General features: G+C 55.4%; 20 protein-coding genes and 7 tRNA genes. 5 read left to right on the top strand and 22 right to left on the bottom strand.

The window, feature by feature from the left end:
- Positions 1–8: 8 nt before the first annotated feature.
- Positions 9–2,591, bottom strand: coding sequence for a leucine--tRNA ligase (gene leuS, locus S7A_RS13850; RefSeq protein WP_009091490.1), 2,583 nt, complete (start codon positions 2,589–2,591; stop codon positions 9–11).
- A gap of 223 nt (positions 2,592–2,814) precedes the next feature.
- Between leuS and S7A_RS13845 the strand changes: the two genes are divergently transcribed.
- Positions 2,815–3,297 (top strand): zinc ribbon-containing protein, encoded by a 483-nt coding sequence (locus S7A_RS13845; RefSeq protein WP_009091489.1) that lies wholly within the window; start codon positions 2,815–2,817, stop codon positions 3,295–3,297.
- 57 nt (positions 3,298–3,354) lie between these two features.
- Here the strand turns inward: S7A_RS13845 and S7A_RS13840 are convergent, their stop codons facing one another.
- From S7A_RS13840 to miaB, 9 genes are all read right to left on the bottom strand, one after another.
- Positions 3,355–4,080, bottom strand: coding sequence for an amino acid ABC transporter ATP-binding protein (locus S7A_RS13840; RefSeq protein ID WP_009091487.1), 726 nt, complete (start codon positions 4,078–4,080; stop codon positions 3,355–3,357).
- Entirely contained in the window at positions 4,081–4,758 is a 678-nt protein-coding gene (gene gltK / locus S7A_RS13835; RefSeq protein ID WP_009091486.1) for a glutamate/aspartate ABC transporter permease GltK, read from the bottom strand.
- Entirely contained in the window at positions 4,758–5,498 is a 741-nt protein-coding gene (locus S7A_RS13830) for an amino acid ABC transporter permease (protein ID WP_009091484.1), read from the bottom strand. The genes gltK and S7A_RS13830 overlap by 1 nt, the downstream gene beginning before the upstream one ends.
- Before the next feature lie 278 nt (positions 5,499–5,776).
- Positions 5,777–6,673 carry an amino acid ABC transporter substrate-binding protein gene (locus tag S7A_RS13825; protein WP_009091482.1) on the bottom strand — a complete coding sequence of 299 codons (897 nt, stop codon included), beginning with the start codon at positions 6,671–6,673 and terminating at the stop codon, positions 5,777–5,779.
- A 602-nt stretch (positions 6,674–7,275) separates the two neighbouring features.
- Complete coding sequence (gene lnt, locus S7A_RS13820; RefSeq protein WP_009091480.1) at positions 7,276–8,799, bottom strand: apolipoprotein N-acyltransferase; 1,524 nt, start codon at positions 8,797–8,799, stop codon at positions 7,276–7,278.
- 4 nt (positions 8,800–8,803) lie between these two features.
- Positions 8,804–9,685, bottom strand: coding sequence for a CNNM family magnesium/cobalt transport protein CorC (corC, locus tag S7A_RS13815; RefSeq protein ID WP_009091478.1), 882 nt, complete (start codon positions 9,683–9,685; stop codon positions 8,804–8,806).
- A gap of 82 nt (positions 9,686–9,767) precedes the next feature.
- Positions 9,768–10,241, bottom strand: coding sequence for an rRNA maturation RNase YbeY (gene ybeY, locus S7A_RS13810; protein WP_009091476.1), 474 nt, complete (start codon positions 10,239–10,241; stop codon positions 9,768–9,770).
- Positions 10,238–11,299 (bottom strand): PhoH family protein, encoded by a 1,062-nt coding sequence (locus S7A_RS13805; RefSeq protein WP_009091474.1) that lies wholly within the window; start codon positions 11,297–11,299, stop codon positions 10,238–10,240. Before S7A_RS13805 ends, ybeY begins: the two co-directional genes overlap by 4 nt.
- Positions 11,300–11,508: 209 nt before the next feature.
- Positions 11,509–12,933, bottom strand: a complete 1,425-nt coding sequence (gene miaB, locus S7A_RS13800) for a tRNA (N6-isopentenyl adenosine(37)-C2)-methylthiotransferase MiaB (protein WP_009091472.1) — start codon at positions 12,931–12,933, stop codon at positions 11,509–11,511.
- Between the two features lie 172 nt (positions 12,934–13,105).
- Between miaB and ubiF the strand changes: the two genes are divergently transcribed.
- Positions 13,106–14,278: a 3-demethoxyubiquinol 3-hydroxylase gene (gene ubiF / locus S7A_RS13795; RefSeq protein ID WP_009091470.1), complete on the top strand. Its 1,173-nt coding sequence runs from the start codon at positions 13,106–13,108 to the stop codon at positions 14,276–14,278.
- A 97-nt stretch (positions 14,279–14,375) separates the two neighbouring features.
- Here ubiF and S7A_RS13790 read toward each other — a convergent pair.
- From S7A_RS13790 to nagB, 12 genes are all read right to left on the bottom strand, one after another.
- Positions 14,376–14,450, bottom strand: a tRNA-Gln gene (locus tag S7A_RS13790).
- Positions 14,451–14,479: 29 nt separating this feature from the next.
- Positions 14,480–14,554: transfer RNA gene (locus S7A_RS13785), tRNA-Gln, on the bottom strand.
- 6 nt (positions 14,555–14,560) lie between these two features.
- A tRNA-Met gene (locus S7A_RS13780) sits at positions 14,561–14,637 on the bottom strand.
- A gap of 22 nt (positions 14,638–14,659) precedes the next feature.
- A tRNA-Gln gene (locus tag S7A_RS13775) sits at positions 14,660–14,734 on the bottom strand.
- 34 nt (positions 14,735–14,768) lie between these two features.
- Positions 14,769–14,843, bottom strand: a tRNA-Gln gene (locus S7A_RS13770).
- Between the two features lie 22 nt (positions 14,844–14,865).
- Positions 14,866–14,950, bottom strand: a tRNA-Leu gene (locus S7A_RS13765).
- Positions 14,951–14,959: 9 nt separating this feature from the next.
- Positions 14,960–15,036, bottom strand: a tRNA-Met gene (locus S7A_RS13760).
- A 218-nt stretch (positions 15,037–15,254) separates the two neighbouring features.
- Positions 15,255–16,922 (bottom strand): asparagine synthase B, encoded by a 1,668-nt coding sequence (gene asnB / locus S7A_RS13755; RefSeq protein WP_009091468.1) that lies wholly within the window; start codon positions 16,920–16,922, stop codon positions 15,255–15,257.
- A 308-nt stretch (positions 16,923–17,230) separates the two neighbouring features.
- Positions 17,231–17,983, bottom strand: a complete 753-nt coding sequence (locus tag S7A_RS13750; RefSeq protein ID WP_009091467.1) for an HAD-IIA family hydrolase — start codon at positions 17,981–17,983, stop codon at positions 17,231–17,233.
- Positions 17,984–18,022: 39 nt separating this feature from the next.
- A complete protein-coding gene (locus S7A_RS13745; protein WP_009091465.1) occupies positions 18,023–19,243 on the bottom strand; it encodes an N-acetylglucosamine repressor in 1,221 nt (406 codons plus the stop codon).
- A 7-nt stretch (positions 19,244–19,250) separates the two neighbouring features.
- Positions 19,251–20,399, bottom strand: a complete 1,149-nt coding sequence (gene nagA / locus S7A_RS13740; RefSeq protein WP_009091463.1) for an N-acetylglucosamine-6-phosphate deacetylase — start codon at positions 20,397–20,399, stop codon at positions 19,251–19,253.
- A 62-nt stretch (positions 20,400–20,461) separates the two neighbouring features.
- Positions 20,462–21,262: a glucosamine-6-phosphate deaminase gene (gene nagB / locus S7A_RS13735; RefSeq protein WP_009091462.1), complete on the bottom strand. Its 801-nt coding sequence runs from the start codon at positions 21,260–21,262 to the stop codon at positions 20,462–20,464.
- A 326-nt stretch (positions 21,263–21,588) separates the two neighbouring features.
- Here nagB and nagE point away from each other — a divergent pair, with 326 nt between their 5' ends.
- The 3 genes from nagE (at position 21,589) to S7A_RS13720 (ending at position 26,068) form a co-directional block, all read left to right on the top strand.
- Positions 21,589–23,619, top strand: coding sequence for an N-acetylglucosamine-specific PTS transporter subunit IIBC (gene nagE / locus S7A_RS13730; RefSeq protein WP_033736378.1), 2,031 nt, complete (start codon positions 21,589–21,591; stop codon positions 23,617–23,619).
- Between the two features lie 152 nt (positions 23,620–23,771).
- Entirely contained in the window at positions 23,772–25,439 is a 1,668-nt protein-coding gene (gene glnS / locus S7A_RS13725) for a glutamine--tRNA ligase (protein WP_009091458.1), read from the top strand.
- 233 nt (positions 25,440–25,672) lie between these two features.
- Entirely contained in the window at positions 25,673–26,068 is a 396-nt protein-coding gene (locus S7A_RS13720; RefSeq protein ID WP_009091456.1) for a hypothetical protein, read from the top strand.
- Positions 26,069–26,086: the final 18 nt, after the last annotated feature.

Here is a 26,086-nt window from a genome sequence, read left to right as displayed (position 1 = left end):
TCCTGAACTTAACCTACGACCAGGTTAAGCAGTTTGCCCGGTACATAAATGACTTTACGGATAGTCACACCGTCCAGGTATTTCGCCACCAGATGCTCCTGGGCAGCGCGTGCCTGAACCTGTTCCTGTGTTGCATCGGCGGCGACGGTGATCTTGCCACGCACTTTGCCGTTGACCTGCACCACAACCAGCAGTGAATCTTCAACCATAGCGGCTTCATCCGCAACCGGCCAGGTCGCTTCATCAATGGAGCCTTCGCCACCCAGCGTCTGCCACAGAACGTAGCTGGCGTGCGGGGTAAACGGATAGAGCAGACGAACGACCGCCAGCAGCGCTTCCTGCATCAGGGCGCGATCCTGCTCGCTTTCCTGCGGCGCGCGGGCCAGTTTATTCATCAGCTCCATAATCGCCGCGATAGCGGTGTTGAAGGTCTGACGACGGCCGATATCATCGGCTACTTTGGCGATGGTTTTGTGCAGGTCGCGACGCAGCGATTTCTGCTCATCGTTCAGGCTCTCCACATCCAGTGCCACGGTCGCACCCAGCTGGGTGTGCTCGTAGACCAGTTTCCAGACACGCTTCAGGAAGCGGTTTGCGCCTTCAACGCCAGACTCCTGCCACTCCAGCGTCATATCCGCCGGTGAGGCAAACATCATAAACAGACGCACGGTATCCGCGCCGTAACGCTCAACCATCAGCTGTGGGTCGATGCCGTTGTTTTTCGACTTCGACATTTTGCTCATGCCCGCGTAGATCACCTCGCGACCCTGCTTGTCCACCGCCTTCACGATGCGGCCTTTCTCGTCACGCTCAACCTCAACGTCAACCGGTGAAACCCAGTTGCGTTCGCCGTTGTCGCCGAGGTAGTAGAAGGCATCAGCCAGCACCATACCCTGGCACAGCAGGCGTTTGGCTGGCTCGCTGGAGTTCACCAGGCCCGCATCACGCAGCAGCTTGTGGAAGAAGCGGAAATACATCAGGTGCATGATGGCGTGCTCGATACCGCCGACATACTGATCGACCGGCAGCCAGTAGTTCGCTGCAGCCGGGTCCAGCATACCCTCTTTGTAGTCGGCACAGGTGTAACGTGCGTAGTACCAGGAGGACTCCATGAAGGTGTCAAAGGTATCGGTTTCGCGCAGCGCAGGCTGGCCATTTACCGTAGTTTTTGCCCACTCCGGATCCGCTTTGATCGGGCTGGTAATGCCATCCATCACCACATCTTCCGGCAGGATCACCGGCAGCTGATCTTCTGGTGCAGGCATTACGGTGCCATCTTCCAGCGTGACCATCGGGATAGGCGCACCCCAGTAGCGCTGACGGGAAACGCCCCAGTCGCGCAGACGGTAGTTCACTTTACGCACGCCCACGCCTTTGGCCGCCAGGGTATCTGCGATGGCGTTAAAACCGGCCGCATGATCCAGACTGTTAAATTCGCCAGAGTTGAACAGGGCGCCTTTGTCGGTCATCGCCGCCGCGCTGACGTCAGGAATGCTGCCATCCAGGTTAAGGACAACCGGCTTAATGGGCAGGTCATATTTGGTGGCAAACTCCCAGTCGCGCTGGTCGTGCGCCGGAACTGCCATCACGGCACCCGTGCCATATTCCATCAGAACGAAGTTAGCGACCCAGACAGGCAGGTGTTCGCCGGTCAGCGGGTGGACAACCGAGAGGCCGGTCGCCATGCCTTTCTTCTCCATGGTCGCCATATCGGCTTCAGCCACTTTGGTGTTGCGGCATTCAGCGATAAAGTCGGCCAGCGCCGGATTGTTCACCGACGCCTGGGTCGCCAGCGGATGGCCTGCGGCCACGGCCACATAGGTGGCGCCGATAAAGGTATCCGGGCGGGTGGTGTAGACAGTGACTTTCTCTTCGCTGTCAGCGACGTCGAAGATGATTTCAACGCCTTCTGAGCGGCCAATCCAGTTACGCTGCATGGTTTTGACCTGCTCAGGCCACTCGTCCAGCGTATCCAGGTCGTTCAGCAGCTCTTCCGCATAATCGGTGATTTTAATGAACCACTGCGGGATCTCTTTGCGCTCAACTTTGGTGTCACAGCGCCAGCAGCAGCCGTCGATCACCTGCTCGTTAGCCAGTACGGTCTGATCGTTCGGGCACCAGTTCACCGCCGAGGTTTTTTTATAGACCAGGCCTTTTTCATACAGTTTGGTGAAGAACCACTGTTCCCAGCGGTAATACTCAGGCTGGCAGGTCGCCAGTTCACGGCTCCAGTCATAGCCAAAGCCCAGCAGTTTAAGCTGGTTCTTCATGTAGGCGATGTTGTCGTAGGTCCACGGGGCCGGCGCGGTGTTGTTCTTCACCGCCGCGCCTTCTGCAGGCAGGCCGAAAGCATCCCAGCCAATCGGCTGGAGTACGTTTTTGCCGAGCATACGTTGATAACGCGCGATTACGTCGCCGATGGTGTAGTTACGAACGTGGCCCATGTGCAGGCGCCCAGAAGGATAGGGCAACATTGAAAGGCAGTAATATTTCTCTTTACCTTCCTGCTCAGTCACTTTAAACGTTTCGTTTTCATCCCAGTGTTGCTGCACACGGGATTCAATCTCTTCCGGGCGGTATTGCTCTTGCATGGCTGCCTGTGGTCCTTTGTGAATAACATTTTTCTGGCTTTAAGATCCGCATAGCATACCCATAAGGCCGCATATCAACAACACTTCCCACTTTTGCTGGCGCGATTTCTGCCGAAAGCGTCAGAACCTTCACCCTTTTGTAATTCCCTGTACAGACGACACGGCAAAAGCAACATTGCGACTAAACTTAATTCAGCGAGAGTCTGCATAAAAGGAGAACAAAATGAATAAAGTGGCTCAGGAATATCGCGAGTCGTTAGCCGTACTGACCGACCGTCTGCGTCAGGGCGATCGTAACCCGGATGCGCTGATTGACGGACGGCGAAGCCAGCTGCTGGCGCGCAACGATATGACGGGAGAGGAGATTGATCAGGTACTGCGCGCGGTCCGACGCGATCTGGAAGAGTTTGCGCGCAGCTATAGCGACGTCGAAGAACCGGTCGCGGACTCGCTCTTTATGCGCATTATCCGTGAGAGCGTCTGGAAAGAGCTGGCAGATATTACCGATAAGAGTCAGCTGGAGTGGCGTGAGGTCTTCCAGGATCTGCATCATCATGGGGTGTATCAGAGCGGGGAAGTGGTGGGGCTGGGGAATCTGGTGTGTGAAAAGTGCCAGTTTACCCGGGCAATCTACACGCCTGAAACGCTGTCACGCTGTCCGGAGTGCGGCCACGATCAGTTTCAGCGTCAGCCTTTTGAACCCTGATAGCGTCATCGCAAGCGTGAGGCGGGCCACCGGTGGTGACCCGCATAATGGCCGGGATTAGTGCAGGATTTTGGCGAGGAAATCTTTGGCGCGGTCAGACTGCGGATTATTAAAGAAGTCATCTTTATTGGTGTCTTCGATAATTTTCCCTTCATCCATAAAGATGACGCGATTGGCTACCTTGCGGGCGAAGCCCATCTCATGGGTTACCACCATCATTGTCATCCCCTCCTGGGCCAGTTCGACCATGACATCCAGCACCTCATTGATCATTTCCGGGTCCAGTGCGGAGGTCGGCTCATCAAACAGCATCGCGATGGGGTCCATGCAGAGCGCCCGCGCAATCGCCACACGCTGCTGCTGGCCCCCGGAAAGCTGACCGGGAAACTTCTCAGCATGCGCGGCCAGACCCACTCGCTTCAGCAGTTTCAGCCCCTTCTCCCGCGCGGCCGCTTTGTCGCGCTTCAGCACTTTCACCTGCGCCAGCACCAGATTGTTGATAATGCTCAGGTGAGGGAAGAGTTCGAAGTGCTGAAACACCATGCCAACCTGACTGCGAAGCTGCGCCAGGTTGGTTTTTTTGTTGTTCACCTCGGTGCCATTCACCGCAATCACACCCTGCTGGATCGGCTCAAGTCCGTTAACCGTTTTGATCAGCGTCGATTTACCGGAGCCGGACGGCCCGCACACCACCACCACTTCACCGGTTTTGACCTCGGTTGAGCAGTCGGTCAGCACCTGAAAGTGACCATACCACTTAGAAACATTTTTCAGGCTAATCATTTAAACCGTCCTTTTTCTTTTCAGATAGCTGACCAACAGCGATGCACTCAGGCTGATCACGAAGTAGACCAGACCGGCAAACAGAACCATCTCCACCTGGGTTCCGTCGCGCTCACCAATGGTGGACGCGGTGCGGAAGAAGTCCGCCAGGCTTAAGACATAGACCAGTGAGGTATCCTGGAACAGCACGATACCCTGGGTCAGTAACAGCGGAACCATGGCGCGAAACGCCTGCGGCAGGATGATCAGTCTCATCGACTGCCACGGCGTCATGCCGAGTGCCAGCGCGGCGTTACCCTGGCCGCGTGAGATACTGATGATGCCGGCGCGAATAATTTCAGAGTAGTAAGCCGCTTCAAACAGCGAGAAAGCGACCATGGCTGAAATCAGTCGGATATCGGTTTTGGGCGATAGCCCCAGCACCTGTTGCAGAAAACTCGGTACCACCAGATAGAACCAGAGCAGCACCATCACCAGCGGCACGGAGCGGAACAGGTTGACATAAATTTTGGCGAACCAGCTGATCGGCTTAAAGCTCGACAAACGCATTACCGCCAGCAGGGTGCCCCACAGAATGCCGAAGACCACGGCGGTCAGGGTGATTTTAAACGTAATCACCAGGCCATTGAGCAGATAGGGCAGGCTGGGAGCAATGGAACTCCAGTCAAACTCGTACATTACTTGCCTCCCGCATTGCCTGGCAGCCGGACTTTGCGCTCGACCAGACTCATCAACAACATAATCACCAGGTTAATCGCGACGTAGGCGAGCGTAATGGCGGTAAAGGACTCATAGGCGTGGGCCGAATAGTCGAGCAGTTTGCCCGCCTGCGCGGCCATATCGACCAGACCAATGGTGGAGGCGATAGCCGAGTTCTTGACCAGGTTCAGCATTTCCGACGTCATCGGCGGGACAATCACGCGATACGCATTCGGCAGGAGCACATAGCGGTAGGTCTGCGGCAGGGTTAATCCCATCGCCAGACCCGCATTCTTCTGCCCGGTCGGCAGTGACTGAATGGCAGCACGGACCTGCTCGCAGACGCGGGCCGCGGTAAAGAGGCCAAGACAGATCATGGAGGAGAGGAAAAACTGAATGTTGGGATCCAGCTCCGACTTAAACCACATGCCGAGCTTCTCGCCCACCAGTTCAGGCGCGACCAGATACCAGAAGAAGAACTGGACGATCAGCGGGATGTTACGAAACAGTTCGACATAGCAGGTGCCAATGGTGGCCAGCAGGCGGTTAGGCACGGTGCGCAGAATGCCGAAAAATGAACCCACAAAGAAGGCAATAATCCAGGCGCAGCAGGAGACAGCAATCGTCACCTGAAAACCGGACCACAGCCAGCCAAGGTAGGTCGTGTTACCGAACGGGGCCTGTTCGAGAAAGATGCCCCAGTTCCAATCGATACCCATAACGAGCTCCGGAAAAAAAGGGTAGCGAAGCTACCCTGAAGATTGATGAACGGCGTTTTATCTTCTGACGCAGGGGAACGACCCGTGTCAGTCTGTCTGTCCATGCCGCGGTTTCAGCAATCGAGAGGGCAGCCGGGCTGCCCTTGTTATACCCGCCGTCTTTCTGGCTGCCATGTTGCTGGCTGCGTTGATTCACGCGAATCACTTACCTGCGTAAGCGCATCGGGATTCACTCTGGCCACCGTGATGCAACCTGAAATCCATTGGGTATTTTGTTGTTAATTCAGTGCTTTATCGTTCGGCGTCTTGAACAGTGCTTTCATGTCTTCAGACAGTTCAAAGTTCATGTTCAGGTTCTTAGGCGGAATCGGCTGTTTAAACCAGGTGTCGAACCATTTTTCAGCCTGACCGGAGGTCTGGGCTTTAGCGATGGTTTCATCCACCAGGGCTTTGAACTGTGGATCATCTTTACGCAGCATGCAGCCATAGGCCTCTTTGGACTGCGGCGTGCCTAAGATTTCCCAGTTGTCCGGTTTTTTCGCTTTTGCGCGTTCGCCAGCCAGCAGCGCGTCATCCATCATAAAGGCCACGGCACGACCGGTTTCCAGGGTGCGGAAAGAGTCGCCGTGATCTTTTGCGCTGATGATGCGCATATCCATTTTCTGCTCGTCATTGAGTTTATGCAGCAGCACTTCAGAGGTGGTACCGGAGGTCACAACGACGGTTTTGCCTTTCAGGTCAGCGAAATCTTTGATTGGGCCACCTTTCTTCACCAGCAGACGGGTGCCGATGACAAAAATGGTGTCAGAGAAGGCTGCCTGTTTCTGGCGCTCAAGGTTATTGGTGGTCGAGCCACACTCATAATCGTAGGTGCCGTTCTGCAACAGCGGGATACGGTTCTGAGAGGTGATAGGGATCATCTTGACCTGCAGATCCGGCTTGTTCAGTTTTGCTTTGATGGCGTCCACGATGGCGTTGGAATAGGCCTGTGAATAGCCCACCACTTTTTGCTGGTTGTCATAATAAGAAAAGGGAACTGATGATTCGCGATGCCCGACCACAATAACGCCATTGTCATTGATCTTTTTCAGGGTGCCGCTGAGATCTTCCGCCTGGGCCGCTCCCGCCGCTGCGCTGATCAGCAGAAGAGATAATGCCACTTTGCGTAGTTGCATGTTCCAACTCCTTCGTATGAAAAAGGCACAGGCTATAACCTGCGCTGATTATGATGTTGTGTCTGTTTTTTGCTGCGTCCGGGCTCTTTCTGCGCTGAAAACGGGCGCAGAAGAGTCACTAACATAGCGGATTGTTAACGCAATGAAACAAAAAAGTTTCTGTTTTGCGAGGTGATACGCACCAAAAAAAGGCAAATATCCCGCGCTGCGCGGTAACGGTGCAGCGGGGCGGATGGTTTTGGTGCAACCGGCTCGCTGTCAGCGCCTGCAATCAGCCTGTTTGTGAAAAACACTGAAATATTTAGCAATCATCGTGCCAGAAAGCGGTTCAGAGCGAGAAAGGCAGCAGAGTATGCGGTCAGGAGAGTGAGTTATATCGGGGAGAAAGAAATAAAAAACGAAGCCTCAGAAGGCTGACACACCCGAAGCCGGAGGAATCTGGCAGTAAAGCGTCAGATGAAAGCGCAGCGAACAGGGGCTGAAGCGGAAAGCGACCCGCGCCATGGACGACGCGGGTCGGGGGTGTCAGAGAGGGCGGTTTTTGCCTGACCGTGTTTCCTGCGCTGGCTGGACTCACCGCTGGCCTTGCGGCATCCAGGCGGTTATCGACGGCGACGCAGCAGGGCAATTACCGCAGCCAGCAGCGTCAGAGACCACACCGGCCAGACGCCCGCTTTCGCGTAGGGCGTTTCCCCCTGGGTCGGGGTGACTTTGCTGGTCAGGACATCGCGGGTGAACTGCGGCAGAATTGACGCCACATCGCCTTTCGCATCCACCACGGCCGTGACGCCATTGTTAGTGCTGCGCAACAGCGGACGACCCAGTTCCAGCGCCCGCATCCGCGCCATCTGGAAATGCTGCCACGGGCCGATCGAGTGACCAAACCAGGCATCATTAGAAACGGTCAGCAGGAAGTTGGTATCGGGATGGAAGTTGGCCCGCACCTGTTCACCCAGCACGATCTCATAACAGATCGCCGTGGTAAGGTGATATCCCGCCACGCTGAGCTGCGGCTGGAGATAGTTGCCCCGGCTGAACGCGGACATCGGTAAATCGAAGAACGGAGCCAGCGGACGCAGCAGATCGGCCAGCGGCACAAATTCACCAAACGGCACCAGATGATTTTTCTGGTAGCGGTTGCCACTGAAGTAGTTGTACGGCGCTTTGCCGCCCAGCACGATGACCGTGTTGTAGTCGTGATAGCGGTTCTGCTCCAGCCGGGAGTCAACAATACCGGTGACCAGCGAACTGCCGCGCTGACGCAGCTCATCATCCAGCGAACGCAGGAAGGGCTGCTGGTTGCTTTCCAGATCGGTTATCGCTGACTCCGGCCAGATAATGATCGGCGCTTTGCCCATCAGCGGCTGACTGAGACCGGTGTAAATGCGCAGCGTGTTAAGCAGCTGCTGCGGGTCCCACTTCATGGATTGCGGAATGTTGCCCTGAACCAGCGCCACCTCGACGGTGCGCTCGGGCATCGGCTCAACCCACTGGAGGTAGCGCAACGGCCACGGCAGCGCCAGCAGCAGCAGCGCGGCGATCAGACTTCTGACATTGCGCTGCTGCAGGGCATAAGCCAGCAGCCCGGCGATAACCATGAGCAGGAAGGTCAGGGTTTCAACGCCCGCCAGCGGTGCCAGACCCTTCAGCGGTCCGTCGATCTGGCTGTAACCAAACTGCAGCCACGGAAAGCCGGTCAGCACCCAGCCGCGCAGGAACTCGGTGATCTGCCACAGCGCCGGGGCGGCCAGCGCTAGCCGCCACAGTGAAGTACGAGGCCACAGGCGGTTCAGCACACCGGCAAACAGGGCAGGATAGAGCGCCAGATAGGCGGCGAGCAGCGCCACAATAAACACGTTCACCGGGCCGGGCATACCGCCAAAGGTGGCGATGCTGACGTAAACCCAGTTGACGCCGCTGCCAAACAGGCCCAGCCCCCAGACAAAGCCGATGGCGCTGGCCTGCGGAGTGGAACGGTTAAGGGTCAGCAGCTGTAAACCGCACAGTGACAGCAGTGCGGCGGGCCAGAAATCGTAGGGGGAGAAGGCGAGGGTGCCAGACGCACCCGTAATTAAAGCCAGCAGCAGGCGAACCCGCTGACGCGGGTAAAGTGAGGCGAAAGCCATAGACTTATTCGTCTTCCAGTTGAGGTTGTGGCGCGTTTTCCGGAATAGTCACATGAACCTGGATGATGCGTCGGCTGTCCGCCATCGCCACCTTGAACTGGTAACCTTCAATCTCGATGCTTTCACCGCGCGCAGGCAGATGGCCGAAGCCCTGCATCACCAGGCCCCCGATGGTGTCGACTTCATCATCACTGAACTGCGTGCCAAACACCTCATTGAAATCTTCAATGGCGGTCAGCGCGCGCACCGTGAAGGTGTGGCGGTTGAGCTGACGGATATCACGATCTTCTTCGTCGTCATACTCATCTTCAATCTCACCGACGATCAGTTCCAGGATATCTTCAATGGTCACCAGGCCGGAGACGCCGCCAAACTCATCAATCACGATCGCCATGTGGTAACGCTGGGAGCGAAACTCTTTCAGCATCCGATCCACACGCTTACTTTCCGGCACCACCACCGCAGGACGCAGCACTTTTTCAATGCTGAAAGGTTCAGATTCGCTGCTCATAAACGGCAGTAAATCTTTCGCCATCAGGATACCTTCCACATGATCTTTATCTTCGCTGATCACCGGGAAGCGGGAGTGCGCGGAGTCGATGATGACATCCAGACACTCTTCAAGGCTCTGATTCCGTTTCAGGGTGATCATCTGCGAGCGCGGGATCATGATGTCACGCACGCGCTGCTCCGCAATATCCAGTACCCCTTCGAGCATGTCGCGGGTGTCCTGGTCAATCAGCTCTTTGTTGTTCGAGTCGCGGATCAGCTCCAGTAGCTCATCACGGTTTTTGGGTTCGCCGTGAAAAAGCTGGTTGATTAACAGGGAGAAAAATCCCTTTTTACTACTGGGTGCATCGCTGTTTTGAGAATGGTCGTCGCTCATGGCGGTTTTTAAAGATCTCTCTGGTGAGGAATGGGGGCTGTCAGCCACATGCACTGACAGCCGGATAGCCTGAATGCGGGATTCAGGCGTCTTCTTTCTCCGAAATGTACGGATCAGGATACCCAAGAGCAAGCATTATCTCGGTCTCCAGCCCTTCCATTTCATCGGCTTCGTCGTCATCAATATGGTCATATCCCAGCAGATGCAGCGTGCCGTGCACGACCATGTGGGCCCAGTGCGCCTCCACGCTTTTACCCTGTTCAGCCGCTTCCTGCTCAACCACCTGACGACAGATGATGAGATCGCCCAGCAGCGGCAGCTCAATACCCGGCGGGGCTTCAAACGGGAAGGAGAGCACGTTAGTCGGCTTGTCTTTACCGCGATAGGTCAGATTAAGCTCATGACTTTCGGCTTCATCAACCAGACGGACGGTGACTTCGCTGTCGGGCTGAAAAGGGGCAACCGCCGCCGAGAGCCAGCGATGAAACTGGCTTTCATCCGGCAACTCTGCGCTGTTTTCACAGGCGACCTGCAGGTCGAGAATCACCTCGCTCATTTGCTCTCCTGGGTTGCGCTCTGCGCCGCCAGCGCTTCACGTTTGCGCTCTTCAGCCTGCTGGTCACGACGGGTCTGATCGGCCGCTTCCCAGGCTTCATAGGCGGTGACAATGCGGGCCACGACAGGATGGCGAACCACATCCTCGCTGTGGAAGAAGTTGAAGCTAATCTCCTCCACATCAGAGAGTACCTCAATGGCATGACGCAGGCCGGACTTAACGTGGCGCGGCAGGTCAATCTGGGTTACGTCGCCGGTAATGACCGCTTTAGAGTTGAAGCCGATACGCGTCAGGAACATCTTCATCTGTTCGATGGTGGTGTTCTGGCTCTCATCAAGAATGATAAACGCGTCGTTCAGGGTACGACCACGCATGTAGGCCAGCGGGGCCACTTCAATGACGTTGCGCTCCATCAGCTTTTCAACCCGCTCAAAACCGAGCATTTCAAACAGCGCATCGTAGAGCGGACGCAGATAGGGGTCGACTTTCTGGCTCAGATCGCCGGGCAGGAAGCCCAGTTTTTCACCCGCTTCTACCGCCGGGCGGGTCAGCATGATGCGACGGATCTCCTGACGCTCCAGCGCGTCCACCGCGGCGGCCACGGCCAGATAGGTTTTACCGGTACCGGCCGGGCCGATACCAAAGGTGATATCGTGGTCGAGGACATTTGCGATGTACTGCGCCTGGTTCGGCGTGCGCGGTTTGATAACGCCACGTTTGGTCTTGATGTTGACCGCTTTACCGTACTCCGGCACGCTGTCCGCGGTTTGTTCCAGCACCCGGCTCTCTTTGATGGCGAGATGAATCTGGTCCGGCTCGATATCCGGAATGTCGCCGCGCACGGGCGCCGTATCCACATAGAGCGTTTTCAGGATATCGGCGGCGGCATTGACGCACAGAGGGCGTCCAACCAGTTTAAAGACGTTGTCGCGACGATTGATCTCAATACCCAGTCGGCGCTCAAGCTGTTTCACATTGTCATCGAACGGCCCGCACAGGCTCATCAGACGACGGTTATCAGCCGGTTCAAGGGCGATTTCACGAGTTTCGATATTCAAACGAATCCTTTGGGTCACTCAGGGCCAGTTATGGGGTGTGTCTGACGCACCGTTGAGCTTAACCGGATGCACCATAACGAAATTATTTATGCCGTAACGCCTGGGCGCAAGCTTAAGGAGAGATATTTGGGCAACAGCTTCAGAAAGCAAGTGTCGCAATGTGAAACGGGCGGCAGCGCGAAGCGCGCTGCCGCACAATAAAGCCGGTATCACGGCTGGAAGAGACCCACGCCGATGTCATTCTCTTTGCGGGTGCGGGCAATCACAGACGCCGGGCTCTGGGCCATGCGCAGGCCCATCTCATCTTCGGTGCGCACCAGCCTGCCGCGCAGGGAGTTGGTGTAGACATCGACAATTTCAACATCCACAAACCGGCCGATCATCTCAGGTGAGCCTTCAAAGTTGACCACGCGGTTATTTTCGGTGCGGCCAGAGACTTCCATGACGTTCTTGCGGGAGATGCCTTCAACCAGAATACGCTGCACGGTGCCCAGCATGCGGCGACTGATCGCCTGCGCCTGCTGGTTGATGCGATCCTGCAGGATCCACAGACGCTGCTTCTTCTCCTCCTCGCTGACATCATCCGGCAGGTCAGCGGCGGGCGTGCCGGGACGGGCTGAGTAGACAAAGCTGAAGCTGACATCGAAATTCACGTCGGCGATGAGCTTCATAGTCTGCTCGAAATCCTGCTGGGTTTCACCCGGGAAACCGATGATGAAGTCAGAGCTGATCTCAATATCGGGACGCGCCGCGCGCAGCTTGCGGATAATCGCTTTATATTCCAGTGCCGTGTGGGCACGTTTCATCAGCGTGAGAATGCGGTCTGCGCCGCTCTGCACCGGCAGATGGAGGAAGCTCACCAGCTCCGGCGTATCACGGTAGACATCAATGATGTCATCCGTGAACTCAATCGGGTGGCTGGTGGTAAAGCGGATGCGGTCAATACCGTCGATGGCGGCGACCAGGCGCAGCAGCTCAGCGAAGGTACAGGTGTCGCCATCAAAGGAAGCACCGCGCCAGGCGTTGACGTTCTGACCCAGCAGGTTCACTTCGCGCACGCCCTGCGCCGCCAGTTGAGCAATCTCCAGCAGAATGTCGTCACACGGACGGCTCACTTCCTCACCACGGGTGTAAGGCACCACGCAGAACGTACAATATTTGTTGCAGCCTTCCATGATGGAGACAAAGGCTGTCGGACCTTCTGCGCGGGGTTCCGGCAGGCGGTCAAATTTTTCGATTTCCGGGAAGCTGATGTCTACCACCGGGCTTTTACTGCCGCGCACGGTGTTGATCATCTCCGGCAGGCGGTGCAGGGTCTGCGGGCCAAATACGATGTCCACGCAGGGCGCTCGCTGACGAATATGATCTCCTTCCTGTGACGCCACACAGCCGCCCACGCCAATGATCACATCCGGGTTACGCTCTTTCAGCTTTCTCCAGCGCCCCAGCTGGTGGAAAACCTTCTCCTGCGCCTTTTCGCGGATAGAGCAGGTGTTAAGCAGCAGAACATCCGCTTCTTCAGCGACCTCGGTCAGCGTATAGCCGTGCGTACTGTTCAGCAGATCAGACATCTTCGATGAATCATACTCATTCATCTGACATCCCCAGGTTTTGATATGCAGTTTTTTTGTCATCGCGCTAGCCATTGATTCAGTGCAGTGAAGTGCGGGGCGCGTATTGTAATGCTTTGATGCGGTTGTGACCAGCCTGCGGGCTTTTCTGTCAGCTATCCGGTTTTCCGGTACACTTTGCTGTATTCAGACCCGTGTTGCGCAGGCGGACGGCAATAAGAGAAGGATAGAAGCAATGCAGGATAATCAGTTTGATGTGGTGATTGTCGGGGGAGGCATGGTGGGTGCTGCGCTGGCCTGTGGACTGACGCAGCAGCGTTTTCGCGTGGCGGTCATTGAACGCGCCGAACCCGCCCCCTTTGATGCCGACAGCGATCCCGATCTGCGCATTTCAGCGATCGGTTCCTCCTCGGTGGCGTTACTGAAGCAGCTCAGCGTCTGGCCGCGTGTGGAAGCGATGCGAAGCGCCCCTTATCGCAGGCTGGAAACCTGGGAGTGGCAGACGGCGCAGGTGAGTTTCGATGCCGCCTCGCTGGGATTGCCGGAGCTGGGTTTCATGGTCGAGAACAGCGTTCTTCAGCGCGCGTTGTGGGAAGAGATGCAGTCGCGGAATGTGACCTGCTACTGCCCGGCCACGCTGGAAAATCTGCAGCCGGAAAACGGCGGCTGGCGCGTCGACCTGAGCGATGGCGTGACGCTACATACCCGGCTGGTGATCGGCGCCGATGGGGCCAATTCGCAGGTGCGGCAGATGGCCGGCATCGGGATTCATGGCTGGAGCTATGCGCAGTCCTGTTTACTGATCAGCGTGACCTGTGAACATCCGGCAGGCGATGCCACCTGGCAGCACTTCACTCCGCAGGGGCCACGCGCCTTTTTGCCGCTGTATGACAACCGGGCCTCGCTGGTCTGGTATGACGCACCGGCAAGAGTCCGTCAGCTTCAGGCGATGCCGATGGCCCAGCTGGAAAAAGAGATTGCCAGTCACTTCCCGGCGCGGCTGGGACGTTTTAAAGCCCACGCGGCGGGCAGTTTCCCGCTGGTGCGCCGTCACGCTTCGCAGTATGTGCTGCCGGGGCTGGCGCTGGTTGGCGATGCGGCGCACACCATCAATCCGCTGGCCGGGCAGGGCGTCAATCTGGGCTATCGCGATATTGATGCGTTGATTGATGTGCTGGTCAGCGCGCGCGATGCGGCGGAAGAGTGGGCCTCTGAGCGGGTGCTGCAGCGTTATCACCGCAAGCGCCGCCGCGACAACATGCTGATGCAGGGGGGGATGGATCTCTTCTACTTCGCCTTCAGCAATCAGCTGGCTCCGCTGCGGTTTGCACGAAATCTCGGCCTGATCGCCGCCGAACATTCCGGGGTACTGAAGCGGCAGGTGCTGCGCTACGCGCTGGGATTGTAACAGAGAGGCGGTCTGGCTCGCCGCAGGGTGGGTCAGCCGTCAGAAAGGCAGAGGACAAAAACAACAAAGCCCGCAAAAGCGGGCCTGTTGTGCAATTTGGCTGGGGTGCAGGGATTCGAACCCCGGAATGCTGGTATCAGAAACCAGTGCCTTACCGCTTGGCGACACCCCAATAATGGTGTTTTTCAAATTGTCTTTGTATGGCTGGGGTGCAGGGATTCGAACCCCGGAATGCTGGTATCAGAAACCAGTGCCTTACCGCTTGGCGACACCCCAATTATATGGTGGCTACGACGGGAATCGAACCTGTGACCCCAGCATTATGAGTGCTGTGCTCTAACCAGCTGAGCTACGTAGCCAAATTGTACTGCATTTTAATGATGGCTGGGATACCTGGATTCGAACCAGGGAATGCCGGTATCAAAAACCGGTGCCTTACCGCTTGGCGATATCCCATTCGTCCGTTCTCAGCATCGAGAATCATCAAAATTGGCTGGGATACCTGGATTCGAACCAGGGAATGCCGGTATCAAAAACCGGTGCCTTACCGCTTGGCGATATCCCATCCACGCTGCCGAATAATGAAATGGTGCGGGAGGCGAGACTTGAACTCGCACACCTTGCGGCGCCAGAACCTAAATCTGGTGCGTCTACCAATTTCGCCACTCCCGCAAAAAAAGATGGTGGCTACGACGGGAATCGAACCTGTGACCCCAGCATTATGAGTGCTGTGCTCTAACCAGCTGAGCTACGTAGCCATCTTTTTTTCGCGTTACCTTCATCGGCGTTGCGGGGCGCATTATGCGGAGTTGACCTGACAGCGTCAACAATTTTTTTACCGATTTTTGCCTGGTTATGGCTGTTTGCGTGGCTTATAACCAGCATGGCGGTTTATTCGGCAATTTTTCAGTGAATACAACGCTAATCGTCAAAAAAATGGGCCGCAGCGGGCCCATTCTGACCGTGCTCAGTCGGCTTATTGATAGGCTGACTGATGCACACCAACGGCACGACCTGATGGATCGTTCATGTTTTTAAACGCCTCGTCCCACTCGATCGCTTTGGCTGACGAACAGGCTACTGATGGACCGCCTGGCACACACTCCGCGGCGCTGGCCAGCGGGAACAGCTCTTCAAAGATCTCACGGTAGAGATAGGCTTCCTTCGACCCCGGCGTGTTGTGCGGGAAGCGGAAGTGAGCGGTTGCCAGCTGCTGGTCGCTGATTTGCTTCGCAGCCACCTCTTTCAGCGAGTCAATCCAGCTGTAACCGACGCCATCTGAGAACTGCTCTTTCTGACGCCACGCCACGCTTTCCGGCAGGTAGGAGGAGAAACATTCACGCAGAATGTGCTTCTCCATTTTGCCGTTACTGCCACACATTTTATCTTCCGGGTTGATACGCATCGCCACATCCAGGAATTTTTTATCCAGGAACGGCACGCGGGCCTCAACGCCCCAGGCGGACATCGCTTTGTTGGCGCGGGCACAGTCGAACATATGCAGGGCCTGCAGTTTACGCACGTTTTCTTCGTGGAACTCTTTAGCGTTGGGGGCTTTATGGAAGTAGAGATAGCCGCCGAACACTTCATCTGCGCCTTCGCCTGACAGCACCATCTTGATGCCCATTGCCTTGATTTTACGCGACATTAAGTACATCGGCGTGGAGGCACGGATGGTGGTGACGTCATAGGTTTCAATGTGATAAATCACATCGCGAATCGCATCCAGACCTTCCTGCACGGTGAAATGAATCTCATGGTGCACGGTGCCCAGATGTTCCGCCACGGCTTTCGCCGCTTTCAGATCGGGTGAGCCTTCCAGCCCGACAGCAAAGGAGTGAAGCTGTGGCCACCACGCATCACTTTTATCCTGGTCTTCAACACGCTTTGCCGCAAAACGTTTGGTCACGGCGGAAATGATGGAGGAGTCCAGACCGCCCGACAGCAGCACACCATAAGGCACATCTGACATCAGGTGACTTTTCACAGACTCTTCCAGCGCATGCTTCAGGCCGGCCGCATCGGTGGTGTTGTGCTCAACGTTTTTATATTCCATCCAGTCACGCTGCCAGTAACGACGGATTTCGCCATCGGTGCTGGAGAGGTAGCTTCCCGGCGGAAACTCTTTAATCGAACGGCAGACCGGTACCAGCGCTTTCATTTCTGACGCGACATAGAGGTTGCCATGCTCATCGTTACCCATATAGAGCGGGATAATACCGATATGGTCACGGCCAATCAGATACGTGTTTTTGACGCTGTCGTAGAGGATAAAGGCGAACATGCCTTCCAGGTCATCAAGGAAGTCGACCCCTTTCTCCTGGTAGAGCGCCAGAATCACTTCACAGTCAGAACCGGTCTGAAACGCATAGCGATCGCTGAGTTCCGCGCGCAGCGCCTGATGGTTATAAATTTCGCCGTTGACTGCCAGGACATGGGTGTGGTCGGCGTTATACAGCGGCTGTGCGCCGTTGTTAACGTCAACAATTGAGAGACGTTCATGCGCCAGGATGGCATGGTCATCGGCGTAAACGCCTGACCAGTCCGGGCCGCGATGACGCATTAAGCGTGAACATTCCAGCGCCTTTTTGCGCAGCTCAACAGGATCGCTTTTCAGATCCAGCACACCAAAAATTGAACACATAACTGACTCCTGAGCTCACCTTACGGCGATGTTATCTTTTAGGTTTGTCCGGCAGCCTGACGCTGCGTGATAGATAAGAAAATGCGCTATTTGGTGCCGTCAATGCAAGAGGAATCGTGATTTACTGATAAAAATATTGATCACATAACGATAAAATTGAATAAACGATAATTTAAGAGCTTATTTGTTGTTGGATCTGCAATGAAATGCATTTTTTGAGCAAAAATCAGGCGGCAAACAGAGGGTAAAAGCGGAGAAAAAGGGGAGACGCATCACAATTCAGCCCGATGCGTCATAAGCAAACTGAATCAGAACAGGTCAATATCGGCAACAGAGGGGTAGATCCAGTCCGGGCGGAACGGCATCGCGTCGATATCGCTCAGGGTGGAGACGCCAGAGAGCACCAGCACCGTCTCCAGACCCGCCTGGAAACCGGCCAGAATATCGGTGCGCAGGTTATCGCCGACGATGACCGTCTCTTCGGAGTGAGCCTGCATTTTGTTCAGCGCGGCACGCATGATGTAAGGGCTTGGTTTGCCCACAACAAAGGGGCTGCGGCCGGATATCTTCTCAATCCCCGCACAGAGTGCGCCACAGGCGGGAATAAACCCACGCGCATGGGTATCGGGATTGGTGGCAATAAAGCGAGCGCCGTTGGCAACAAAGAAGGCCGCTTTATGCATCATGTCCCAGTTAAAGGAGCGCGTCTCTCCGACAATCACAAAGTCGGGATTCACATCGGTAATGGTAAAGCCCGCTTTGTAGAGTTCATGAATCAGCGCCCCCTCACCAATCACATACGCCTTTTTGCCCTCCTGACGGCGCAGGAAGTCCGCGGTGGCCATTGCCGAGGTGTAGAAGACGGAATCGGGCACCTCAACGCCTGCTGAGGCAAAACGGTTAGCCAGATCCTGCTCAGTCTGCGAAGGGTAGTTGGTCAGCACCACCAGCGGCATCTCTTTGGCCAGAATGCGCTGCAGAAATTCCTGTGCGCCGGGAACGGCCGTGTTGTCGTGCATCAGCACGCCATCGATATCACAAATTACGCTTTTTATGGTCATAGTCAGATCCGGTGTGGCCCGCCACAGCAGCGGGTGAGCTTAATCTTCCAGAAGGTGTTGCAGCAGAATGCCGTTAAGCATGGCACGTTTAGCCAGCGCAAAGGCACCAATCGCAGAACGATGATCCAGTGTCGAACGAACAACCGGCAGATGCTTACGGAAGGCCTCTAATGCCTGGGTATTAATGCAGCCCTCAATCGCGGGCAGCAGCACTTTTTCTGCTTCGGTAATCTCTCCCGCCAGCACCACTTTTTGTGGATTAAACAGGTTGATGGCGATAGCAATCGCCTTGCCGAGATAGCGCCCCACATGCTCGATCACTTCACAGGCCAGGGCATCACCCTGATTCGCCGCTTTGCAGATGTGGGGCATCTGGCACGCCTCCAGTGTCAGCACACTGGGGTAGCCCTGATTCAGCAGGTGACGCACACGGTTTTCAATGGCGCCATTGGCGGCAATGGTTTCCAGGCAGCCAAAGTTACCGCAGTGGCAGCGTTCGCCTAACGGATCGACCTGAATGTGGCCTATCTCGCCGACGTTACCGTTACTGCCGAGAAAAATATGGCCGTTGGCGATAATGCCTGCACCGGTCCCCCGGTGTAACCGCACCAGAATTGAGTCAGCACAGTCGCGGCTTGCACCGAAGTAGTGCTCGGCCAGCGCCAGACTGCGGATATCGTGACCCACAAAACTGGTGACGTTAAAGCGTTTCTTCAGGCTGGCGACCAGCGGCCAGTGGCTGACAGCGATGTGCGGCATATAGCGAATCACCCCGTTAATCGGGTCGACCAGGCCGGGCAGGATCACGGAAATGGCGATCAGCTCGCGGATTTTACGCTGGTGCTGCTCAATGAAGCTGCTGATGGCATTAAACAGCGCATGCTCCAGCGTCTCCTGGGTGCGTTCCGGCAGCGCATAATCCTCCTGCGCCAGCGATTTGCCGCTGAGGTCAAACAGCGTAAGGGTGGCATCGTGACGGCCGAGCCGGACGCCGATGGTCTGGAAGTGGCGGGTTTCAGTGATAATTGAGATAGCGCGGCGACCACCGGTAGACGCCTGCTGGTCTACCTCTTTGATCAGGCCGCGCTCAATCAACTGGCGGGTAATTTTCGTGACGCTGGCGGGGGCGAGCTGGCTGAGTTCGGCAATCTGAATGCGCGATATCGGCCCCTGTTGATCAATCAGCCGGTAAACCGCTGCGCTATTAAGTTGCTTAACAAGATCGACATTTCCTATTTGTGACTGGCCGCCAGTGGTCATTCAGTGCTTACTCGCTCAGGACGTCGTCTCCGTTGACAAACGTCTTAATGATTTTAAAGTCGCGCGTAAACACAGTCAGGTTCGCGATTTTTCCTGCTTCGATCGAGCCTAACTGTTTTTCCACGCCCATCGCCCGTGCCGGGTAGAGTGATGCCATGCGCAATGCTTCGTCCAGTGCGATACCCACATGCTCGACGCTGTTCTGTACCGCTTCAATCATCGTCAGGGCTGAACCACTGAGTGTGCCGTTTTCGTCAACACAGAGCCCGTCACGATAATAGATTGTTTTGCCAGCAAAAATAAACTCACTGATTGCCGCGCCCGCCGGTGCGGTGGCATCCGTTACCAGCACCAGCTTGTCGCCTTTTATGCGTTTAGCATTGCGCACGTTAGCGTAATGTACATGTAAACCATCCGCAATAATGCCGCAGTATACATCAGGCGAATCAAACAGCGCACCGATAAGCCCCGGTTCACGACCGGCAAAGGCGGGCATCGCGTTGTAGAGGTGTGTCGCAAAACTCACGCCAGCCGAGAAGCCCGCTTTCGCCTCTTCATACGTTGCACTGGAGTGACCGGCAGACACAATGATTCCGGCGTCAGTCAGCTGCTGAATCACCTCGCGACCGGCATTCTCCGGCGCCAGCGTCACTTTGGTGATGACATCGGCGTTGTCACACAGATACTGCACCATCGCCGCATCCGGCAGGCGAATCAGCGCCGGATCGTGGGTGCCTTTCTTCGCCTTGCTGAGCCACGGGCCTTCCAGATGCAGACCCAGCGCCTGATGCTGATGCTTCTGCAGATAGGCGCGCATGGTGTCGATGGCCCGCTTCATCAGGGCATCGCTGCTGGTGATCAGCGTCGGTAAAAAGCTGGTGCAGCCCGATTTCTCATTGGCGCGCTGCATGATCTCCAGCGTTTCAACGCTGAGCGCATCAATGTCGTCATTAAACTGCACGCCACCACAGCCGTTAAGCTGGAGATCGATAAAGCCTGGCGCAATGATGGCACCCGCCACATCCCGCAATTCAACATCCGCCGCAACCGCTTCACGCGGGCAGACGTGCGCAATCTGCGTCCCGTCAACCACGACCGCGTAGTTATCCAGAATCTCATGACCGCTGTAGATGCGACCGTTGACTAATGCGTACATCTCTCTTCTCCCGTCCTGGCCTGCTGTCACGCAGCGTAACAGCAGGGCATGACAATGTTCTGTTACACGCCTTTCATATTTTCCGCTTCCATTTCGCGGAAATATTTCACGGTTTTCACTTTCAGTTCCATGGTGGCCGGCTCATCACACACCACCACCGATTTTGCGTGCAGCTGCAGGCAGCTGATGGTCCACATATGGTTGACGTTGCCTTCAACTGCCGCCTGCAGGGCCTGCGCTTTAACATGGCCGGTAACCAGAATCATCACTTCCTCTGCATCCAGCAGCGTGCCGACGCCGACCGTCAGCGCGTATTTAGGCACCTGGTCAACGTCGCCGTTGAAGAAGCGAGAGTTCGCTACGCGGGTATCATGGGTCAGGGTTTTAATGCGGGTTCGCGAAGCCAGCGATGAAGCCGGTTCGTTAAAGGCGATATGGCCGTCGTTACCGACACCCCCCATAAACAGGTGAATTTTACCCAGCGCGCGAATTTTCTCTTCGTACTGACGACATTCTGCGTCAATATCAGGTGCATTACCATTCAGCAGGTTGATATTTTCCGGTTGAATATCAACGTGATCGAAGAAATTACGATACATGAAGCTGTGATAGCTCTCCGGATGCTCTTTTGGCAGGCCCACATATTCATCCATATTGAACGTCACAACATGCTTAAAACTGACCTGGCCCGCTTTGTGCATATCAATCAGGTGTTTGTATGCCTCCAGTGGCGTACCGCCGGTAGGCAGACCCAGGACAAAAGGTTTTTCCGCCGTCGGGTTAAACGCGTTAATGCGGTTAACGATATGTCGGGCGGCCCATTTGCCGACCTGGGTTGGCGTCGCTAAAGGAATCAGTCTCATGTTTCACCTCATTTGAAATGGAAAGGGGATCGCTGAACCGTTGCGTAAATCATCAGCCTGAACAGATTTTCTATTCTCGCCACGGCCGGAGCGCAATTCAATATTTCGGATCATAAAATAAGTTTGCATTCATAGCCAGATGTTGCAGTGTGACTCGATGTTTTTTAGTGATAAAAGTCACATATGTCGGGGTTTTAATTTGCGAGGCGAATTAATTTGTCATTACACTTCGCTGCGTGACATGCAGTGTATTCACAATCTTTGCAGCTGACATAACAATATTAAGCGGCGCAAAGCGACAAGTCAGGCTCATAGGGGGAAGGTCCATGTTAAGTTATTTACAGAAGGTAGGGCGGGCACTGATGGTGCCGGTTGCCACCCTGCCAGCGGCAGCGATACTTATGGGGGTAGGGTACTACCTCGATCCCGTCAGCTGGGGTGCAGATAACGCGCTGGCAGCGTTGCTGATTAAGTCCGGTGCGGCGATTATTGAGCACATGTCAGTCCTGTTTGCGATCGGTATCGCCTACGGCATGTCGAAAGATAAAGATGGCGCGGCGGCCCTCACCGGCTTTGTCGGCTTCCTGGTGGTCACCACGCTCTGCTCACCAGCCGCTGTCTCAATGATTCAGAAAATTCCTTTGGCTCAGGTGCCTGCTGCCTTTGGCAAAATCGAAAACCAGTTTGTCGGCATTCTGGTCGGTATTCTCTCGGCAGAAGTCTATAACCGCTTCAGCCACGTCGAACTGCCTAAGGCGCTCTCTTTCTTCAGCGGACGCCGGCTGGTGCCGATTCTCGTTTCGTTCCTGATGATCTTCGTCGCCTTTATCCTGATGTATATCTGGCCGGTGGTGTTCAATGGTCTGGTAGGCTTTGGCGAGCATATCCAGAAGCTTGGCTCGGTCGGAGCCGGTATTTACGCCTTCTTTAACCGTCTGCTGATCCCGGTCGGTCTGCATCACGCGCTGAACTCCGTGTTCTGGTTCGATGTGGCCGGCATTAATGACATTCCTAAATTCCTCGGCGGTGCACAGTCACTGGCGGATGGGTCGGCCACCGTGGGCATTACCGGTCGCTATCAGGCGGGCTTCTTCCCGATCATGATGTTTGGTCTGCCTGGTGCTGCGCTGGCTATCTATCACTGCGCGCGTCCTGAGAATCGCGTCAAAGTGGGCAGTATCATGCTGGCCGCTGCGTTTGCCGCCTTCTTTACCGGGATCACCGAACCGCTGGAGTTCTCCTTCATGTTCGTGGCACCGGTGCTCTATCTGATCCACGCTGTACTGACCGGTATTTCTGTCTTCATCGCCGCCAGCATGCACTGGATCGCCGGATTTGGTTTCAGCGCCGGGCTGGTGGATATGTTCCTCTCCACCCGTAACCCGCTGGCGACCCACTGGTATATGCTGATCCCGCAGGGGCTGGTGTTCTTCGTTATCTATTACGTGGTCTTCCGCTTCACCATCAAAAAATTCAATCTGTTGACCCCTGGCCGCGAGCTGGCGGTGGCCGGTGATGAAAGCGATGGGTATGACGTCAACGTGGACAACAGCGATAACGGCGAAAGCGCCACGGAATCCCTGGCACGTCGCTACATCGGTGCGGTCGGTGGCTCCGCTAACCTGACCAGCATTGACGCCTGCATCACCCGTCTGCGTCTGAACGTTAATGATTCCGCTCAGGTTAATGAGAGCGTGGCGAAGCGTCTGGGCGCGTCCGGCGTTATCCGTCTGAATAAACAGAGCGTGCAGATCATTGTCGGCACCCAGGCCGAAGGCATCGCCTCCGCCATGAAAAAAGTGCTGGCTAAAGGCCCGGTCGCGGCAGCTGCATCCGGCACGACGCCAGCGGCAGAGCCGGAGGTTAAACCGCAGGCCGTGCTGAACAGCGAGAAGCGCGTTATTGCGACGCTGCTGGCACCGGTAACGGGAGATGTCGTGGCACTGGATGCGGTTCCGGATGAAGCCTTTGCCAGCAAAGCGGTAGGCGACGGGCTGGCCATCAAACCCAGCGACAAATGGGTTGTGGCACCGATTGCCGGAACGCTGGTGAAAATCTTCAATACCAATCATGCGTTCTGTCTGGAAACCGACAACGGTGTCGAGATCGTGGTTCACATGGGACTCGATACTGTGGCGCTGGACGGAAAAGGCTTCACGCGGCTGGCGGAAGAGGGAGCCAGCGTGGTAGCCGGTCAGCCGGTGCTGGAGATGGATCTTGAATTCCTGAACGCGAATGCCCGCTCAATGGTGAGTCCGGTGGTGGTCAGCAATAGCGAAGATTTCGCGGGTCTGACACTCCTGGCCCACGGTCCGGTCGTCGCAGGTGAAACCCCGCTGTATGAAGTGAAAGGCTAATCCCCGCAACAGAACCCCACAGGCAGGAAGCGATTCCTGCCTTTTTTGTTTTAAAGGCTTAACAAACGGTTGTTTCCCTCAGACGCTTTGTGGATCATACTCCGTTACTTCGTGGTACAAATCACCCGTTATTCGTATTGAGGATTTTTGAGATGAGTGAGGCTGAAGCCCGCCCAACTAACTTTATTCGTCAGATCATTGACGAAGATTTGGCGAGCGGTAAGCACAGCAGCGTGCATACCCGTTTTCCGCCGGAGCCCAATGGCTATCTGCACATTGGTCATGCGAAATCGATCTGTCTGAATTTTGGCATCGCCCAGGATTATCAGGGGCAATGCAACCTGCGTTTCGACGATACCAATCCGGTTAAAGAGGATATGGAATTCGTTGAATCCATCAAGCGTGACGTCCAGTGGCTGGGTTTTGAGTGGAGCGGTGAAGTCTGCTACTCATCAGACTATTTCGATCAGCTCTACAACTATGCCGTTGAGCTGATTACCAAAGGGCTGGCTTATGTTGATGAGCTGAGCCCGGATCAGATTCGCGAATATCGTGGCACCCTGAAAGAGCCGGGTAAAAACAGCCCGTATCGCGATCGCAGCGTGGAAGAGAACCTGGCGCTGTTTGAAAAAATGCGAAACGGTGGCTTTGCGGAAGGCACGGCCTGTCTGCGCGCCAAAATCGATATGGCTTCGAACTTCATCGTTATGCGCGATCCGGTGCTTTACCGCATCAAGTTTGCGGAACATCACCAGACCGGCAACAAGTGGTGCATCTATCCGATGTATGACTTTACCCACTGCATTTCCGATGCGCTGGAAGGCATTACGCACTCGCTCTGTACGCTGGAGTTCCAGGACAACCGACGTCTTTATGACTGGGTGCTGGACAACATCACGATTCCGGTTCATCCGCGCCAGTATGAGTTCTCGCGCCTGAATCTGGAGTATGCGGTGATGTCAAAACGCAAACTCACTCAGCTGGTGACCGAGAAGCACGTAGAAGGGTGGGACGATCCACGGATGCTGACCGTTTCAGGTCTGCGCCGTCGTGGTTACACCGCGGCTTCTATTCGTGAGTTCTGCCGTCGTATTGGCGTGACCAAGCAGGATAACATCGTCGAGATGGCGTCACTGGAATCCTGCATCCGTGATGATCTGAACGAAAATGCGCCACGCGCGATGGCAGTACTCGATCCCCTGAAAGTGGTGATCGAAAACCTGCCCGCCGGTCACAACGAGGTCATCACCATGCCTAACCATCCGGGTAAACCGGAGATGGGCACGCGTGAAGTGCCGTTCAGCCGTGAGATCTGGATTGACCGTGCAGATTTCCGCGAAGAGGCGAACAAACAATATAAACGTCTGGTTCTGGGCAAAGAAGTCCGTCTGCGCAACGCCTATGTGATCCGTGCAGAGCGGGTAGCCAAAGATGAAGCGGGCAACATTACCTGCATCTACTGCACCAGCGACGTGGATACCCTGAGCAAAGATCCGGCCGATGGCCGCAAGGTGAAGGGGGTGATTCACTGGGTGTCTGCGGATCATGCGCAGCCTGCCGAGTTCCGCCTCTATGACCGACTGTTCAGCGTGCCGAATCCGGCGGCGGCTGAAGATTTCCTGGCGGTGATCAACCCTGATTCACTGAGCATCAAAAATGGTTTCGTCGAACCGAGCCTGCGCGATGTGGAAGCAGCCACCCCGTTCCAGTTTGAGCGAGAGGGCTATTTCTGCGCCGACAGCGTTTACTCTAAACCGACGCAGCTGGTGTTTAACCGCACCGTGGGGCTTCGCGATACCTGGGCTAAAACGGGCGAATAATCGTTTAGGGCTGACCTCATAAAATGACAAAAGGGCGATTAATCGCCCTTTTTTATTGCCCCTGTGTTGAGAATTGCCGACGTTTATTCTGGCTTAACGCAAATCCTGCCCGGACTGCATTGTGAGAGAAATCTGAGTTTAAAAAAATTAATCAATTTCAGGATGTGAATTGTCCGCTTTCAGGTAGGCTATGCGCTCTAAGAGGTAGCAAAGCGGGTTATATAAGGAAAAAAATGCCAGTCCTCGCTCAGGAAGCCAAACACAGTGTCGTCGTTTTACATCAGCTCATTGAACGTATTTTTAATCAGCCTGCCGGATCGGATGACAGCTTTGAGCTGATGATGTCCTTTTTCCATCCTGATTTCCGCATGGTGACGCCAAAAGGTAAAGAGTACGATCTTAACGCGGTCGAAGAGCTGTTCCGACAGCTGCAGGGGCAGCGGGAAGGGATGCGAATTGCGACCTGTGAGCACGTCATACTCTCTCATCATGAAAATGAGATCACCGTGCAGTATCGTGAAATGCAGATGCTGAATGGCAATAACCAGAGCCGTATTTCGCTGGCGATTCTGGATTGCAGCAGCTCGAACCCACGCTGGCGTTATCTGCAGGAGACGCTGGTGGCCTGAGGGTTCAGCAGAGCACAG

Source organism: Pantoea sp. Sc1 (assembly GCF_000255315.1).
GTDB classification, from domain to species: Bacteria; Pseudomonadota; Gammaproteobacteria; order Enterobacterales; family Enterobacteriaceae; genus Pantoea; species Pantoea anthophila.
This window is presented reverse-complemented; position numbering and strand designations above follow the sequence as displayed.

What these genes read in the sequence shown, in the direction of transcription:
- nagA (WP_009091463.1), bottom strand. Translation starts at nt 20,399, where the DNA reads ATGTACGCATTAGTCAACGGTCGCATCTACAGCGGTCATGAGATTCTG.
- S7A_RS13845 (WP_009091489.1), top strand. Translation starts at nt 2,815, where the DNA reads ATGAATAAAGTGGCTCAGGAATATCGCGAGTCGTTAGCCGTACTGACC.
- nagE (WP_033736378.1), top strand. Translation starts at nt 21,589, where the DNA reads ATGTTAAGTTATTTACAGAAGGTAGGGCGGGCACTGATGGTGCCGGTT.
- ubiF (WP_009091470.1), top strand. Translation starts at nt 13,106, where the DNA reads ATGCAGGATAATCAGTTTGATGTGGTGATTGTCGGGGGAGGCATGGTG.
- S7A_RS13720 (WP_009091456.1), top strand. Translation starts at nt 25,673, where the DNA reads ATGCCAGTCCTCGCTCAGGAAGCCAAACACAGTGTCGTCGTTTTACAT.
- lnt (WP_009091480.1), bottom strand. Translation starts at nt 8,799, where the DNA reads ATGGCTTTCGCCTCACTTTACCCGCGTCAGCGGGTTCGCCTGCTGCTG.
- glnS (WP_009091458.1), top strand. Translation starts at nt 23,772, where the DNA reads ATGAGTGAGGCTGAAGCCCGCCCAACTAACTTTATTCGTCAGATCATT.
- ybeY (WP_009091476.1), bottom strand. Translation starts at nt 10,241, where the DNA reads ATGAGCGAGGTGATTCTCGACCTGCAGGTCGCCTGTGAAAACAGCGCA.
- asnB (WP_009091468.1), bottom strand. Translation starts at nt 16,922, where the DNA reads ATGTGTTCAATTTTTGGTGTGCTGGATCTGAAAAGCGATCCTGTTGAG.
- gltK (WP_009091486.1), bottom strand. Translation starts at nt 4,758, where the DNA reads ATGTACGAGTTTGACTGGAGTTCCATTGCTCCCAGCCTGCCCTATCTG.
- S7A_RS13745 (WP_009091465.1), bottom strand. Translation starts at nt 19,243, where the DNA reads ATGACCACTGGCGGCCAGTCACAAATAGGAAATGTCGATCTTGTTAAG.
- S7A_RS13840 (WP_009091487.1), bottom strand. Translation starts at nt 4,080, where the DNA reads ATGATTAGCCTGAAAAATGTTTCTAAGTGGTATGGTCACTTTCAGGTG.
- nagB (WP_009091462.1), bottom strand. Translation starts at nt 21,262, where the DNA reads ATGAGACTGATTCCTTTAGCGACGCCAACCCAGGTCGGCAAATGGGCC.
- S7A_RS13825 (WP_009091482.1), bottom strand. Translation starts at nt 6,673, where the DNA reads ATGCAACTACGCAAAGTGGCATTATCTCTTCTGCTGATCAGCGCAGCG.
- S7A_RS13750 (WP_009091467.1), bottom strand. Translation starts at nt 17,983, where the DNA reads ATGACCATAAAAAGCGTAATTTGTGATATCGATGGCGTGCTGATGCAC.
- leuS (WP_009091490.1), bottom strand. Translation starts at nt 2,591, where the DNA reads ATGCAAGAGCAATACCGCCCGGAAGAGATTGAATCCCGTGTGCAGCAA.
- S7A_RS13830 (WP_009091484.1), bottom strand. Translation starts at nt 5,498, where the DNA reads ATGGGTATCGATTGGAACTGGGGCATCTTTCTCGAACAGGCCCCGTTC.
- corC (WP_009091478.1), bottom strand. Translation starts at nt 9,685, where the DNA reads ATGAGCGACGACCATTCTCAAAACAGCGATGCACCCAGTAGTAAAAAG.
- miaB (WP_009091472.1), bottom strand. Translation starts at nt 12,933, where the DNA reads ATGACAAAAAAACTGCATATCAAAACCTGGGGATGTCAGATGAATGAG.